This is a genomic window from Aeromonas sp. Prich7-2, from assembly GCF_017939255.1.
Lineage (GTDB): Bacteria > Pseudomonadota > Gammaproteobacteria > Enterobacterales > Aeromonadaceae > Aeromonas > Aeromonas caviae.
The window spans coordinates 77118-89931 of record NZ_JAGKRI010000037.1 but is presented as its reverse complement, the minus strand read 5'-3'; the positions used below and the strand labels follow the sequence as shown (position 1 = coordinate 89931).

Here is a 12814-nt window from a genome sequence, read left to right as displayed (position 1 = left end):
TAAGAAGTTGCTTGAGGTACTGGGTTGCATTGATAATAGTCATGGCTTCGGGCGTGTCGGTTTTTTTTTGCGATTAAATCAGATCACAAACGAAGCCTTTTTTCTATCTATTTCAATTGGTTGTAGCTAAAGATCCTGTACATGTTTCCAACTTAAATGTCACTTGTGGGGTCGCTAAGTTACTGAATCGATTGATCAGCTAGTTTCCAACTTAAATGGTCATGATCAGGCGCTGTAGGACTGACAGCCAATACGCACAAGGCCACCCCAGGGGTGGCCTTGTTGTGTGTGGCGCCCGCGCGAACGGGCTACTCGCCCCGGCGCGCCGCCTCGATGGTGGCAATGTCAATCTTGTCCATCTGCATCATGGCCTCGAAGGCGCGCCTCGCAGCCTCGGGGTCGGGATCGGTGATCGCCTCGGTGAGGACCTGAGGGGTGATCTGCCAGGAGATGCCCCACTTGTCCTGACACCAGCCGCACTCGCTCGCCTGACCGCCATGGTCGATGATGGCGTGCCAGTAGCGATCCGTCTCGGCCTGGTCCTGGGTAGCCACCTGAAACGAGAACGCCCAGTTGTGGTTGACCCCGGGCCCGCCGTTGAGGCCGAGGCAGGGGATCCCCATAACCCTGAACTCGACCGTCAGCACGTCTCCTTCCTTGCCAGCGGGATAGTCGGCCGGGGCCCGGTGTACGGCACCGACTGCGGAGTCGGGGAAGAGGCTGGCGTAAAACCGTGCCGCCTCCTCGGCATCTCCGTCATACCAGAGGCAAATCCTGTTCTTGACTGGTCTCATTGTGTCGCAGCTCCATCCTGTTGTTTGTCCTTCGACGCCCGTGAGCGGGCGCCCCGATGGGTATCCTGCCGCCCGCAGCGCCTGCTGCTTCGCTGGGTGACAAGCCAGCCTGTACGCCGTTTGCCACCCGCTTGGGGCTTGCATGATGGGGTCAAGTGTAGTGGCATGGGGATCCTGGTCACCAGGCCGGGAGCCGGCATGAAGGCCGCAGCAAGAGAGGAGTCTGCCATGGACAGTACCCAGCGATTCTCGACCCGGGTCGAGGCCTATGTGAAATATCGACCCGGTTATCCCGCCGCCATGCTGGATTTTCTGGCAAGGGAGCTGGCCATGGGGCCCGAGTCCCAGGTGGCCGACATCGGCGCCGGCACCGGCATCCTGACCGCCCTGCTGGCCCCCCGGGTCGCGCGGGTCTGGGCGGTGGAGCCCAACGACGATATGCGGGCAGCCGCCAAACGGCTGCTCGCCCAGGTGGGGAACATCGGCTGGCTGCACGGCAGTGCGGAAGCCACGGGCCTGCCCACGGGGGCGATGGATCTGGTCACGGTCGCCCAGGCGTTTCACTGGTTCGATCGCGCGGCTTTTCGGCAGGAGTGCCAGCGGCTGCTCAAGCCCGGTGGCCAGGTCGCCCTCATCTGGAATGACAGGCTGACGAACACCCCGTTTCTCAAGGCCTATGAAGAGGGGCTGCACGCCTACTCGGGGGATTACGAGGAGGTCAATCATCGCAACCTCGGTGAGGCGGATTTTCGCGCCTTCTTCACCGGGGAGTACCGGCTCGATCGCTTCGAGAACAGCCAGCTATTCGATCTTGACGGGGTGCTTGGACGGCTCAACTCCTCCTCCTATGCGCCTGTGGCGGGCACGCCGGCCCACGATCAGATGACGGCGCTCGTTCGCCGCGAGTTTGCTCGCCATGCCGTTGACGGCAAGATAGCCTTCAACTATTGCACCCTGGTCTACAGTGGCCGGGTGTAGCCCCGTTCAGCGCTGACATCCGCAGTGAAAAGGCCCCCGCCAGTGATGGCGAGGGCCTTGTTTCATTTTGGCGGTCTGTATCCGGGCGATGCGAATGAGACCGTTGCGCGGCGAAGGGGCGGTATCAGCCCTGATCGATGCCGAGAATGGCCATGGCCTTGGCCAGGGTATCGACCGATTCCTGATGCTTGCCCGCGTTGTGCAGGGTCTCTCCGTCCGCCCTCAACTGCTTCACCTCGGCCAGTTGCTCGGCACTGAGGGCGGGGCCTGCGGCCAGGGCGTCGTCTATCTTCTTCATGTCCATGGGGCAGTGGAAGGCGAGGGCGCTGCCGCAAAAGAGCAGGGCGGACAACAACAGCATGAGTCTCATCTTTCGGATCTCCATGTGGGGTTCCCGTCAAGCATAGCCCGCAGGGGGAGGGCATTCGGGTTGAAGGGGGCGGGAGGCAGGGGCTACCATGACCCTTTTGTTGCGAGGAGGCTCCATGGCACTGACAAGGTTGCTGTCCCCCCTGACCAGTCTGGTGATCTTCATTCTGGGTCACGGTCTGTTCAATACCCTGCTGACGGTGCGTCTCTCCGCCGAGCAGGTGTCCGCCCAGGCCATCGGTCTGGTGTCGGCTGCCTATTTCGGCGGTCTGGTGCTGGGGACTTTCATCAATGCCCGCCTCATCATCCGGGTGGGTCATATCCGGGCCTATGCGGCTTACGCCTCCCTGCTCTGTTTTCTGTTTCTGCTGCACGGCATGGTGGTGGAGCCTGTCACCTGGGCGGCGCTGCGGCTGATCGGGGGGTTTGCCACCGGCGGCCTGTTCGTGGTGCTGGAGTCCTGGATGCTGGTCTCAAGCACCCCGGCGAACCGGGGGCGGTTGATGTCCCTCTACATGATCCTGCTGTACGGTTCACTTGCCCTGGGCCAGCTGCTGCTCAAGCAGGTGGACCCCATGGTGCTGACGCCGTTCGCCCTGTGCGCCATGGCGGCGACTCTCTCCGTGGTGCCTCTGGCGCTCTCCCGAGTGGCGACGCCGGCCATTGTGGCACCCCAGCCGGTGGGAGTGCTGGAGCTGGTGCGCCTCACTCCGGCGGGGATGGGCAGCAGCTTTACCTCGGGCCTCATCCTCGGGGCCATCTATGGGCTGTTGCCGCTCTATTTCACCGACAGCGGCGCCTCCCTCTCCCAGGTGGCGGACATGATGGCGCTGGTGATCCTGGGGGGGATGTGTCTGCAATATCCCATCGGGCGTGCATCTGATCGTTACGACAGACGGTTGGTGATCCTGCTGCTCTGCGCCCTGCTGACCCTGATCGCGTTGCTGATGGTGCTGCTGCCGGAGCCCTGGCGCGAGCCAATCGAGGGGACTCTTGTCTTCCTGCTGGGGGGCATGGCGTTCTCCATCTATCCCTTGAGCCTCAGCCATGCTTGCGATGAACTGCGCCCGGATCAGGTGCTGGGGGCAAACCAGGGGCTGCTGCTTGCCTACAGCCTGGGAGCCATGACGGGTCCGCTGCTGGCCCCCTTTACCATGGCGACGTTCGGACCACAGGGGCTGTTCGTCTACTTTGCCCTGTGCGGTCTGCTGCTGTCGGCCTATCTCGGCTGGCGCAGGCGTAAGCGAGCCCCCATTCCGTTGACGGAGCATCAGGTCTTCATGCCGGTGCCCCCCAACACCCCCATGACGGCGGAGCTGGAGCCAAGAACAGATCTGGAAGGGGAGACAGTGCCGGCGAGCTATGCCGCGCCTGACGCAGAAGAGAGAGCGGTGAGTGAAGAGGGGCAGGAGAGGGACGCGCCGCAAGGACGTTGAAGGCTGCCGACCCAACGACAGGGATAAAAAAACCGACTCCAGGGAGTCGGTTTTTTGTTGGGCGGTTATCAGGCGGTCACGGCATCGGCCTGGGTAGCTTGTGCTTCCGGCGCCGGGTTGCGAATGAGGTAATCAAACGCACCCAGGGCGGCGGTGGCACCTGCCCCCATGGAGATGATGATCTGCTTGAACGGTACCGTGGTGGCATCCCCTGCGGCATAGACGCCGGGCAGGGAGGTGGCACCCTTGGTGTCGATCTCGATTTCGCCAAAGCGGGTCAGGGCCACTTCGCTCCCCTTGAGGAACTCGGTGTTCGGCACCAGGCCTATCTGGACGAAGATGCCGGCCACCGCCAGATGCTTGATCTCGCCGGTGGTGCGATCTTCGTAGTCCATGCCCACCACCTTGCTGCCGTCGCCGATGACTTCGGTGGTGCGGGCGCTCATGATGATGTCGATATTGCCCATGGAACGGGCCTTCTTCTGCAACACGTCGTCGGCACGCAGGGTATCGGCGAACTCCACCACGGTGACGTGCTCGACGATACCGGCCAGATCGATGGCCGCCTCGATGCCGGAGTTGCCGCCACCGATCACCGCAACCCGCTTGCCCTTGAAGAAGGGGCCGTCACAGTGGGGGCAGTAGGCCACACCCTTGGTACGGTACTCGAGTTCACCCGGCACGTTCAGGTCGCGCCAGCGGGCACCGGTCGCCAGGATCACGGCGCGGCTCTTCAAGGTGGCACCGGAGGCGAGGTCCACGTTGACGTAACCATCCTTGCTGATGGCGGCGGCGCGCTGCTCGGTGATCACTTCCACGCCGTACTGCTTGACGTGCTGCTCCAGGCTGGCGGCCAGCTTGGGGCCCTCGGTGTAGGGCACGGAGATGAAGTTCTCGATGCCGACGGTGTCCATCACCTGGCCACCGAAACGTTCGGCGACAATGGCGGTGCGAATGCCTTTGCGGGCGGCATAGATGGCCGCGGCGGCACCGGCCGGGCCACCGCCCACCACCAGCACGTCATAAGGCGCTTTTTCGCTCAGCTCTTGCGCCTTGCGCTCGGCAGCACCGGTGTCGAGTTTGGCGACGATCTCTTCCAGCGAGATGCGGCCCTGGCTGAACGGCTGACCGTTCAGGTAGACGTTCGGGACCGCCATGATTTGACGCTCGTTCACCTCATCCTGGAACAGGGCACCGTCGATCATGGTGTGGGTGATGCCGGGGTTCAGGGTGGACATCAGGTTCAGGGCCTGTACCACGTCCGGACAGTTGTGGCAGGAGAGGGAAATATAGGTCTCGAAGTGGAACTCGCCCTTGAGGTTCTTCACCTGCTCCAGCACGGCCGGATCGGCCTTGGAGGGGTGACCGCCGCTTTGCAGCAGGGCGAGCACCAGCGAGGTGAATTCATGACCCATGGGAATGCCGGCAAAGTGCACGCGCGGGGCCTGGCCCTGGGGCGCGATGCTCATGGAAGGCTTGCGGGCATTGGTGCCATCGGTCAGGGAAATTTTGGGGGACATCTCGGCGATCTCGCTGGCCAATGCCAGGAGTTCGGCGGATTTGTCGCTGTCATTGCCGGACACGCTGATCTCGATGGGATTGACGATGTACTGCAAGTAACCGTTGAGTTGTTGTTTGAGGTTGGTATCTAACATGGTCGAATTCCTTCTTGCTGAATGCGGGTCGGCACGATGACCGGATACAGAAAACAGAGGTCCACACAGCAGACCGGCGCATTTTCTGAGGGCCGTAAACAAGACCGGCCCTTGAACGGGCCGGTCTTCAGAGCGGGGAGGCTTAGATTTTGCCTACCAGATCCAGGGACGGGGCCAGGGTGGCGTCGCCTTCTTTCCACTTGGCCGGGCACACTTCACCCGGGTGGGAAGCAACGTACTGGGCAGCCTTGACCTTGCGCAGCAGTTCCAGTGCGTCACGGCCGATGCCGCCAGCGTTGATTTCAACGATCTGGATGACGCCTTGCGGGTCGATGACGAAGGTACCGCGGTCAGCCAGGCCAGCTTCTTCGATCATCACGCCGAAGTTGCGGGTGATGGTACCGGTGGGGTCGCCGATCATCGGGTACTGGATCTTCTGGATGGTGTCAGAAGTGTCGTGCCAGGCCTTGTGGGTGAAGTGGGTGTCGGTGGAGACGGCGTAGATCTCGACGCCCAGCTTCTGGAATTCGGCGTAGTTGTCGGCCAGGTCGCCCAGCTCGGTCGGGCAGACGAAGGTGAAATCAGCCGGGTAGAAGAACACCACGGACCACTTGCCTTTCAGGTCAGCGTCAGACACCTGAACGAATTTGCCATTGTGGTAGGCGGTGGCGTTGAACGGCTTGATTTCAGTGTTGATGTAGGTAGACATGTATTTGCTCCTTGGTGATGTACATATGCCTGTCTGGTGTTGAAGAGTCGTGCCAGACGAGGCGCTTAACTTTCGATGGAGTCATCATAGTGACTTTTTCTAATCGGTCAAAGCCACAATTTTGAATCACATAAATCTATTTATTAGATAGACCATCACAACTGTACCTAACATGAATATCTCAGGCCTTCGGAGATAACTCATTGTCGAAGTTCAATTTCTGTCCTGCATGTCACATTTTCAAGGGCTGGGCCGGATTTGTTTTCATTGCGTGAGCAGAGAAGGGGGCAGACGAGGCGGCGCAGTAGAAAAAAGAGGGATAAAAAAATCCCGGCGCCGTCGCACAGACAGGGCCGGGTCATCAAACAAGGAATGGCGATAAATATGCTTTACAGCAAAGACTAACTACGGGGTGTGCAAACTTGCAGACATATGAAGAGAAGATGGCGGGTGCACAATCCTCATCTCCTCTTCGGCAACCATTGCATGGTGGGCATCATAGTGTGATGAATGTCACAACGCAAGTTTTGTGGTGTAATTTTACAGTCAAATTGAAAGTGTTTCACTTGAATAGCCGTTTTTTTAGACTGAAAACGCTTTTATTGTAATTTTATTACATAATTTTAAGATCAAAAGTCGGTTGGGGGCTCCTGCTCCTCCATCAGCTCCAGCAGATTGATGGCCACGGCGATGAAGTCCGACTCGGTGACGATGCCAACCAGCTTGCGCCCCTTGAGTACCGGCAGACAGCCATATTTGTGGCGCTGCAGATACAGGGCCGCCTCCTTGATGCCGGCGTGGGGATCCACGCTCGCCACCTGACGGGTCATGATCTCGTCGAGCTGGACGCTGTCGGTGAACTCCGCCTCCCGCTCGGGGTTGATCAGCAGCAGCTTGGATTCACGGGTGGCCAGGATGTCCGAGAGGGTGACCAGACCGAGCAGATGCTGGTGTTCATCGACGATGGGAACGTGACGGATCCGCTCCTGCTGCATCAGCTCCATCGCCTGCTTGACGCTGTTTTCCGGACCCAGGGTAAAGGGGTGTTCAGTCATGATCTCGGAGAGGGTCATCATGGTGGGCCTCCTTGTGTGTCTGCTTCCACCCTAGCCCAGCCCCCGTCGCCAGAACATGATCGGGGTCAATACAAAACCTTAAAGGTTTTTTAACGGGCCCAACCTCACAAAATGGCCCGCTATCCCTTGTCTTCCTTGGGTTTTTAGTCTTTTGGGTTGCCTTGGAAGAGGGGGATAACTAGACTAGCCGCCGATTCCCCCGAGGTGAAAGATGCAAGTATCCGATTTTCATTTTGATCTGCCAGACGAGCTGATTGCCCGCTACCCCATGGCGGAGCGTACCGCCAGCCGCCTGCTGCAGCTCGATGGTCAAACCGGCGCCCTGCGCCACGGTCATTTTGTCGATGTGCTTGACCAGCTCAACCCCGGCGATCTGCTGGTGTTCAACAATACCCGGGTCATTCCGGCCCGCATGTTTGGCCAGAAGGCCAGCGGCGGCAAGCTGGAGGTGCTGGTGGAGCGCATTCTGGACGAGCACAGCGTGCTGGCGCACGTCCGCTCGTCCAAGTCCCCCAAGCCAGGTACCCGTCTCCTTCTGGATGGCGGTGCCGACGGCGTGCCCGTCGAGGCCGAGATGCGTGCCCGCCACGACGCTCTGTTCGAGATCCACTTCCTCGACCCGCGCCCTGTGCTGACCATTCTGGATGCCATCGGCCACATGCCGTTGCCTCCCTATATCGACCGCCCCGACGAGGATGCCGACAAGGAGCGCTACCAGACCGTCTACAACCAGAAGCCGGGTGCCGTGGCGGCGCCGACCGCCGGTCTGCACTTCGACGAGCCGCTGCTCGAGCAGATCCGTGCCAAGGGCGTGGAGATGGCCTTCGTGACCCTGCACGTGGGGGCGGGCACCTTCCAGCCGGTGCGCGTCGACAAGATTGAAGATCACCACATGCACTCGGAATACGCCGAAGTGCCCCAGGAGGTGGTGGATGCCATCGCGGCGACCCGCGCCCGCGGCGGTCGGGTGGTTGCGGTGGGCACCACGTCGGTACGATCCCTCGAGAGCGCAGCCAAGGCGACCCTGGCCCAGGGCAAGCCGCTGGCGCCCTTCTTCAATGACACCGACATCTTCATCTTCCCCGGTTACGAGTTCCAGGTGGTCGATGCCATGATCACCAACTTCCACCTGCCCGAATCCACCCTGATCATGCTGGTCAGCGCCTTTGCCGGCTATGACAACGTGATGGCCGCCTATCAGGCCGCCGTGGCGGGACAGTACCGTTTCTTCAGCTACGGGGACGCCATGTTCGTCACCCGTCGCCGGGTGCAGGGTTAAGCCTTGCCCTTCAGAAGTCGTTCAGGCTCTGCTTGTCAGTATGCCGGCCGGCTTCATATTACCGGGCCCCTCGGGCCCTTTGTTGTCAGACTGTTTCTCTGACTGAATAGAGGTAGCAATGAAATTTGAATTGAAAACCACCGATGGGCGTGCCCGTCGCGGTCAACTGGTGTTCGAGCGTGGCGTGGTCCAGACCCCGGCCTTCATGCCGGTCGGCACCTACGGCACCGTCAAGGGGATGACACCGGAAGAGGTGCGTGAGACCGGAGCCCAGATCCTGCTTGGCAACACCTTCCACCTCTGGCTGCGCCCGGGTCAGGAAGTGATGCGCGCCCACGGCGATCTGCACGACTTCATGAACTGGCAGGGGCCGATCCTGACCGACTCCGGTGGTTTCCAGGTGTTCAGTCTGGGGCACATCCGCAAGATCACCGAGGAGGGGGTGCACTTCCGTCATCCCATCAACGGCGAGAAGATTTTCCTCGATCCCGAGAAGTCCATGGAGATCCAGTACGATCTGGGTTCCGACATCGTGATGATCTTCGACGAGTGCACCCCGTACCCGGCCACTTACGAGGAAGCACGCAAGTCCATGGAGATGTCCCTGCGCTGGGCCAAGCGCTCCCGTGACAAGTTCGATGCGCTCGGCAACAAGAACGCCCTGTTCGGCATCATCCAGGGTTCTGTCTACGAACCGCTGCGGGATGTGTCGCTGGACGGTCTCCTTGAGATCGGCTTCGACGGTTACGCGGTCGGCGGTCTCGCCGTGGGTGAGCCCAAAGAGGACATGCATCGCATCCTTGACCATGTCTGCCCGAAAATTCCGGCCGACAAGCCGCGCTACCTGATGGGGGTGGGCAAGCCGGAGGATCTGGTGGAAGGGGTGCGCCGCGGTATCGACATGTTCGACTGCGTGATGCCGACCCGCAACGCCCGCAACGGTCATCTCTTTACCACCGATGGGGTGGTCAAGATCCGCAACGCCAAGTACCGGGAAGACACCAGCACCCTGGATGCGGACTGCGATTGCTACACCTGCAAGAACTACACCCGCAGCTATCTGTACCATCTGGACAAGTGCAACGAGATCCTCGGTGCCCGTCTGAATACCATCCACAACCTGCGTTATTACCAGCGCGTGATGCAGGGTTTGCGGGACGCGATCGAGCAGGGTAAATTAGACGACTTTGTAACTGAGTTTTACCGTCGGCAAGGGAAGCCTGTGCCTCCACTGGCTGAAAATGACGTGAAATAACAACGACATATAAGTTAGTATTCAAATCTACATCAATAAGAGGTTGTTAAATGAGCATTATCTCCAAGGCGTATGCAGAAGGCGCGGCTCCGGCAGCACAGGGTGGTGGCATGGAAATGATCATCATGCTGGCCGTGTTCGGTCTCATCTTCTACTTCATGATCTACCGTCCCCAGGCCAAGCGTGCCAAGGAGCATCGCAATCTGATGAGCTCCCTCTCCAAGGGCGACGAAGTGCTCACTTCCGGTGGCCTGGTCGGCAAGATCGCCAAGGTTTCCGCCGACAGCGACTACATTGTGCTGGCCCTGAACGATCAGACCCAGGTCACCATCAAGCGTGACTTCGTCTCTGCCGTTCTGCCCAAGGGTTCTATCCAGTCCCTCTAATCTCCCGAGGAGCACAGCGTGTTAAATCGCTATCCGCTGTGGAAATACCTGATGGTGATCGTCGTGATCGCCATCGGTTTTCTATATGCAGCCCCCAATCTTTACGGCGAAGACCCGGCCTTGCAGGTCTCTGCCAGCCGTGGTGCCGAAGTCAAACTAGAAACCCTCGATCAGGTGAAGGAAACCCTCGACGAGGCGAAGATCCCGGTCAAGCATGCGGCGTTCGAGCACGGCTTCATCCTGATCCGTTTCAACAACACCGAAGACCAGCTCAAGGCGCGCGACATAGTGGCCAACAAGCTGGGCGACAACTTCATCACCGCCCTCAACCTGGCACCCTCCACCCCCGCCTGGCTCGAGGCCATCGGCGCGGCGCCCCTGAAGCTCGGCCTTGACCTGCGGGGCGGTGTGCACTTCCTGATGGAAGTGGACATGGCCGAAGCGCTGGCCAAGCAGCAGGAACAGATGGTGCAGGATTTCCGCGCCGAGCTGCGCACCCAGAAGATCCGCTACTCCGGTGTACGCCGGGTCGGGGATCAGGTGCAGGTGGTCTTCCGTGACGAGGCCGATCAGGCCAAGGCACTCTCCTTCCTGCGTCGCCAGAATGCGGATCTTGTCTTCACCACCGACCAGAAAGGGGATGACTTCATCCTGCTGGCCAGTCTGAGCGAAGCCAAGGTCAAAGAGGTGAAGAAGTATGCCCTCGAGCAGAACATCACCATCATCCGCAACCGGGTGAACGAACTGGGTGTGGCCGAGCCGCTGGTCCAGCAGCAGGGCGGTGAGCGTATCATCGTCGAGCTGCCGGGGATCCAGGACACCGCCCGTGCCAAGGAGATCCTGGGTGCCACCGCGACCCTGGAGTTCCACATGGTCGATGAGGCTGCCGATATCCAGGCCGCTGCCGCAGGCCGCGTGCCGCCGAGCTCCAAGGTCTACAACGATCGCAACGGTCGTCCCGTGGTACTGCAAAAGCGCGTGATCCTGACTGGTGACCACATCGTGGGTGCCCAGTCCGGTTTCGATGAATACAGCCGTCCTCAGGTCAACATCAAGCTCGATGGTCAGGGTGGCAACAAGATGGCCAACTTTACCAAGGACAACGTCGGCAAGGGCATGGCGACCGTCTTCATCGAGTACAAGCCGGTGGGTCAGCCTGGTCCGGACGGCAAGCGCAAGTTCCGCAAGCAGGAGGAGGTGATCAACGTCGCCACCATCCAGTCTCGCCTGGGTAGCCAGTTCCGCATCACCGGGATCGACAACGCCAACGAAGCCCACAACCTGGCGCTGCTGCTGCGTGCCGGTGCCCTGATTGCCCCCATCCAGATCGTCGAAGAGCGCACCATAGGCCCGAGCCTGGGTCAGCAGAACATCGACAGCGGGATGGAAGCCATCGGCTGGGCCATGCTGGTGATCGTGCTCTTCATGGGGATCTACTACCGTGCCTTCGGCTGGGTGGCCAATCTGGCGCTGACCATGAACCTGGTGCTCATCGTCGGTATCATGTCGATGATCCCGGGGGCCACCATGACCCTGCCGGGCATCGCCGGTATCGTGTTGACGCTGGGGATGGCGGTGGATGCGAACGTGCTGATCTACGAGCGTATTCGTGAAGAGATCCGCAATGGTCGTGGGGTGCAGCAAGCCATTCACATGGGCTTTGATCGCGCCTTCTCCACCATCGCAGACTCCAACATCACCTCGCTCATCACCTGCGTGATCCTGTTCGGTATCGGTACCGGTGCCATCAAGGGCTTCGCCCTGACCCTCGGGATCGGCCTGACGGCGTCCATGTTCACTGCCATCACGGTATCCCGCGCCATCATCAACCTGGCCTGGGGTGGACGGCGCATCGACAAGCTGCCGATCTAAGGAAGAGACATGTTTCAAATTCTACATTTTGAAAAGCCCATCCCCTTCATGCGTTTCGCCAAGCTGGGTATGGTCCTCTCTGCTCTGGTGACGGTGCTCGCCCTCTACGTTCTGTACGATCGTGGCCTGAACTGGGGGCTGGACTTCACCGGCGGTACCACCATCGAGGTGGGGTTCCAGCAGTCGGTGAGCCTGGACAAGATGCACGAGGCGCTGGATCAGCAGAAGATTGACGGGGCGACCCTGCAGTTCTTCGGCTCCAGCCGTGATGTGCTGGTGCGTATGGCACCCCAAGAGGGCGTCAAGGTCGAGCAGCAGGGCAACGAGGTCCTGGCGGCCGCCAAGCTGGTCGACGAGAGCGCCGTGCTCAAGCGTGTCGAGTTCGTCGGTCCCTCCGTGGGTGACGAGCTGGCCACCGACGGTGCCCTGGCCATGCTGGCCTCCATCATCTGTATCCTGATCTACGTGGCGGTGCGCTTCGAGTGGCGTCTGGCCACGGGGGGCATCCTCTCCCTGGCTCACGACGTGATCATCACCCTCGGCATCTTCGCCTACTTCCAGTACGAGTTCGACCTGACCGTGCTGGCGGCGCTGATGACGCTGGTGGGGTACTCCCTGAACGACACCATCGTTGTGTTCGACCGGGTGCGGGAGAATTTCCGCAAGGTACGCCGTGGGGACACCGCGGAGATCATGGATCTCTCCATGACCGAGACCCTGAGCCGGACCATCATCACCTCGGGGTTGACCTTCGTGGTGGTGGTGGCACTGCTGCTCAAAGGCGGACCTCTGATCCACGGTTTCTCCATCGCCATGGTGATCGGGGTGGCCTTCGGGACCTACTCCTCCATCTATGTGGCGAGCGCCTCAGCCATGTTCCTCGGGATCAAGCGGGAGCACATGCTGCCGACCCAGGTGGAAAAAGAGGGCGCGGATCAGCAAGAGATCCTGCCGTAACAGACAAGGGCGCCGCAAGGCGCCCTTTCTCTTGTGGCCGGGGTGAGT

The 12814-nt window shown here is 60.4% G+C and carries 12 protein-coding genes; 7 read left to right on the top strand and 5 right to left on the bottom strand.

The window, feature by feature from the left end:
- Window positions 1-308: 308 nt before the first annotated feature.
- Window positions 309-794: a VOC family protein gene (locus J9892_RS08380; RefSeq protein WP_210538200.1), complete on the bottom strand. Its 486-nt coding sequence runs from the start codon at window positions 792-794 to the stop codon at window positions 309-311.
- A 228-nt stretch (window positions 795-1022) separates the two neighbouring features.
- Between J9892_RS08380 and J9892_RS08375 the strand changes: the two genes are divergently transcribed.
- Complete coding sequence (locus J9892_RS08375) at window positions 1023-1772, top strand: class I SAM-dependent methyltransferase (RefSeq protein WP_042863985.1); 750 nt, start codon at window positions 1023-1025, stop codon at window positions 1770-1772.
- A 124-nt stretch (window positions 1773-1896) separates the two neighbouring features.
- On the opposite strand, the gene J9892_RS08370 is transcribed toward J9892_RS08375, so the two are convergent.
- Complete coding sequence (locus tag J9892_RS08370; protein WP_039038816.1) at window positions 1897-2142, bottom strand: hypothetical protein; 246 nt, start codon at window positions 2140-2142, stop codon at window positions 1897-1899.
- A 115-nt stretch (window positions 2143-2257) separates the two neighbouring features.
- Here J9892_RS08370 and J9892_RS08365 point away from each other — a divergent pair, with 115 nt between their 5' ends.
- Window positions 2258-3577, top strand: coding sequence for an MFS transporter (locus J9892_RS08365; protein ID WP_210538199.1), 1320 nt, complete (start codon window positions 2258-2260; stop codon window positions 3575-3577).
- 68 nt (window positions 3578-3645) lie between these two features.
- On the opposite strand, the gene ahpF is transcribed toward J9892_RS08365, so the two are convergent.
- The 3 genes from ahpF to J9892_RS08350 form a co-directional block, all read right to left on the bottom strand.
- Window positions 3646-5232, bottom strand: a complete 1587-nt coding sequence (ahpF, locus tag J9892_RS08360; protein WP_039038739.1) for an alkyl hydroperoxide reductase subunit F — start codon at window positions 5230-5232, stop codon at window positions 3646-3648.
- Between the two features lie 142 nt (window positions 5233-5374).
- Window positions 5375-5941 (bottom strand): alkyl hydroperoxide reductase subunit C, encoded by a 567-nt coding sequence (gene ahpC / locus J9892_RS08355; RefSeq protein ID WP_010675074.1) that lies wholly within the window; start codon window positions 5939-5941, stop codon window positions 5375-5377.
- 629 nt (window positions 5942-6570) lie between these two features.
- The gene (locus J9892_RS08350; RefSeq protein ID WP_010675073.1) at window positions 6571-7017 is read right to left on the bottom strand and encodes a CBS domain-containing protein; all 447 of its coding nucleotides are present in this window, start codon (window positions 7015-7017) and stop codon (window positions 6571-6573) included.
- A gap of 211 nt (window positions 7018-7228) precedes the next feature.
- Here J9892_RS08350 and queA point away from each other — a divergent pair, with 211 nt between their 5' ends.
- The 5 genes from queA to secF all read left to right on the top strand — a co-directional run bounded on the left by queA (window position 7229) and on the right by secF (window position 12766).
- Entirely contained in the window at window positions 7229-8296 is a 1068-nt protein-coding gene (queA, locus tag J9892_RS08345; protein ID WP_010675072.1) for a tRNA preQ1(34) S-adenosylmethionine ribosyltransferase-isomerase QueA, read from the top strand.
- Window positions 8297-8414: 118 nt separating this feature from the next.
- On the top strand, window positions 8415-9551 hold the full coding sequence (gene tgt, locus J9892_RS08340) for a tRNA guanosine(34) transglycosylase Tgt (protein ID WP_010675071.1): 1137 nt from the start codon (window positions 8415-8417) through the stop codon (window positions 9549-9551).
- Between the two features lie 50 nt (window positions 9552-9601).
- Entirely contained in the window at window positions 9602-9937 is a 336-nt protein-coding gene (gene yajC, locus J9892_RS08335) for a preprotein translocase subunit YajC (RefSeq protein WP_010675070.1), read from the top strand.
- Window positions 9938-9955: 18 nt separating this feature from the next.
- Window positions 9956-11809, top strand: a complete 1854-nt coding sequence (secD, locus tag J9892_RS08330; protein ID WP_041213022.1) for a protein translocase subunit SecD — start codon at window positions 9956-9958, stop codon at window positions 11807-11809.
- Window positions 11810-11818: 9 nt separating this feature from the next.
- Window positions 11819-12766, top strand: a complete 948-nt coding sequence (gene secF, locus J9892_RS08325; RefSeq protein ID WP_010675068.1) for a protein translocase subunit SecF — start codon at window positions 11819-11821, stop codon at window positions 12764-12766.
- Window positions 12767-12814: the final 48 nt, after the last annotated feature.

What these genes read in the sequence shown, in the direction of transcription:
- ahpC (WP_010675074.1), bottom strand. Translation starts at nt 5,941, where the DNA reads ATGTCTACCTACATCAACACTGAAATCAAGCCGTTCAACGCCACCGCC.
- queA (WP_010675072.1), top strand. Translation starts at nt 7,229, where the DNA reads ATGCAAGTATCCGATTTTCATTTTGATCTGCCAGACGAGCTGATTGCC.
- J9892_RS08380 (WP_210538200.1), bottom strand. Translation starts at nt 794, where the DNA reads ATGAGACCAGTCAAGAACAGGATTTGCCTCTGGTATGACGGAGATGCC.
- yajC (WP_010675070.1), top strand. Translation starts at nt 9,602, where the DNA reads ATGAGCATTATCTCCAAGGCGTATGCAGAAGGCGCGGCTCCGGCAGCA.
- J9892_RS08370 (WP_039038816.1), bottom strand. Translation starts at nt 2,142, where the DNA reads ATGAGACTCATGCTGTTGTTGTCCGCCCTGCTCTTTTGCGGCAGCGCC.
- J9892_RS08375 (WP_042863985.1), top strand. Translation starts at nt 1,023, where the DNA reads ATGGACAGTACCCAGCGATTCTCGACCCGGGTCGAGGCCTATGTGAAA.
- ahpF (WP_039038739.1), bottom strand. Translation starts at nt 5,232, where the DNA reads ATGTTAGATACCAACCTCAAACAACAACTCAACGGTTACTTGCAGTAC.
- J9892_RS08350 (WP_010675073.1), bottom strand. Translation starts at nt 7,017, where the DNA reads ATGATGACCCTCTCCGAGATCATGACTGAACACCCCTTTACCCTGGGT.
- tgt (WP_010675071.1), top strand. Translation starts at nt 8,415, where the DNA reads ATGAAATTTGAATTGAAAACCACCGATGGGCGTGCCCGTCGCGGTCAA.
- secF (WP_010675068.1), top strand. Translation starts at nt 11,819, where the DNA reads ATGTTTCAAATTCTACATTTTGAAAAGCCCATCCCCTTCATGCGTTTC.
- J9892_RS08365 (WP_210538199.1), top strand. Translation starts at nt 2,258, where the DNA reads ATGGCACTGACAAGGTTGCTGTCCCCCCTGACCAGTCTGGTGATCTTC.